This is a genomic window from Haloferax sp. ATCC BAA-644, assembly GCF_000336975.1.
Lineage (GTDB): Archaea > Halobacteriota > Halobacteria > Halobacteriales > Haloferacaceae > Haloferax > Haloferax volcanii.
The window spans coordinates 1-237 of record NZ_AOLF01000008.1 but is presented as its reverse complement, the minus strand read 5'-3'; the positions used below and the strand labels follow the sequence as shown (position 1 = coordinate 237).

The window sequence follows — 237 nt, the reverse complement described above, 5'->3', positions numbered from 1 at the left end:
ATGTCGTTAGTAACGGCGAGTGAACGCGATACAGTCCAAACCGAAGCCTTCGGGCAATGTGGTGTACGGACTACCCATAACGGACCTGGATCATACGTGAAGTCTCCTGGAACGGAGCGTGATACAGGGTGAAAACCCCGTAACGTATGAACCAGATCCCGGGGTTGTTCCAGAATAGCGGGGGTTGGATATCCCTCGTGAATCTCGCAGGCATCAACTGCGAAGACTAAACACTCC

General features: G+C 52.7%; 1 rRNA gene. It reads left to right on the top strand.

The features are described from left to right. Nucleotides 1–237, top strand: a 23S ribosomal RNA gene (locus tag C458_RS18350); the annotation flags it as partial.